The organism is Pseudomonas sp. 58 R 3, from assembly GCF_900006605.1.
Lineage (GTDB): Bacteria > Pseudomonadota > Gammaproteobacteria > Pseudomonadales > Pseudomonadaceae > Aquipseudomonas > Aquipseudomonas salomonii.
Map to the genome: position 1 here is coordinate 1 of NZ_CVTT01000033.1, position 1,098 is coordinate 1,098.

The 1,098-nt window shown below is 55.4% G+C and carries 1 protein-coding gene; it reads right to left on the bottom strand.

What is annotated here, in order from left to right; all coding sequences use genetic code 11:
• Positions 1-1,098, bottom strand: a 1,098-nt coding sequence (locus tag BFP92_RS05035) for an immunoglobulin-like domain-containing protein (protein ID WP_139114032.1), incomplete at both ends; no start/stop codon positions are given.

Below are 1,098 nucleotides of genomic sequence, written 5' to 3' on the forward strand. Positions count from 1 at the left end.
CCGTGGTGTTGTCGATCGAGTCGGTAATCGAAGTGACGGCCGCTTTTGGATCGGTAACCAGGTTCTCGAAGTTGCCGCCCGCAGTTTTGGCGATCGTGGTGCTGACGGTGGAACCGTTGTTGTAGACGTCGTTAGCTGGAGTGTGGAAAACCGTCGAGCCGACAGTTTCACCGGCCTTGATCGTGATGGTCTGGCCATTCGAAAGCGTAACGGTAACGTCTGTTTGCGCTTTGTTAGTCAAGGTCGCGGTGTAAGTGATGTCACCGCCTTCAACCACGGAGGCTTTATCTGCAGTCAGCGAAACTGTGGTGTTGTCGATCGAGTCAGTGATGGCTGTTTCAGCTGCCTTCGGATCGGTGACCAGGTTCTCGAAGTTACCGCCTTCAGTTTTGGCGATAGTGGTGCTGACCGTGCTGCCGTTGTTATAGACGTCGTTGGCTGGGGTGTTGAACACAGTCGAGCCTGTGGTCTCACCGGCTTTGATGGTGATCGTCTGACCGTTCGAAAGCGTTACGGTGACGTCGGTCTGCGCCTTGTTAGTCAAGGTCGCGGTGTAGGTGATGTCGCCGCCTTCAACTACAGAGGCTTTATCTGCACTCAGAGAAACCGTGGTGTTGTCGATCGAGTCGGTAATCGAAGTGACGGCCGCTTTCGGATCAGTGACCAGGTTCTCGAAGTTGCCGCCCGCAGTTTTGGCGATGGTGGTGCTGACGGTGGAACCGTTGTTGTAGACGTCGTTAGCTGGGGTGTGGAAAACCGTCGAGCCTGCGGAGTCGCCGGCTTTGATGGTGATCGTCTGACCGTTCGAAAGCGTCACGGTAACGTCGGTCTGCGCCTTGTTAGTCAAGGTCGCGGTGTAAGTGATGTCACCGCCTTCAACCACGGAGGCTTTATCAGCACTCAGAGAAACCGTGGTGTTGTCGATCGAGTCGGTAATCGAAGTGACGGCCGCTTTCGGATCAGTGACCAGATTCTCAAAGTTACCGCCCGCAGTTTTGGCGATCGTGGTGCTGACGGTGGAACCGTTGTTGTAGACGTCGTTAGCCGGGGTATGGAAAACCGTCGAGCCGACAGTTTCACCGGCCTTGATCGTGATGG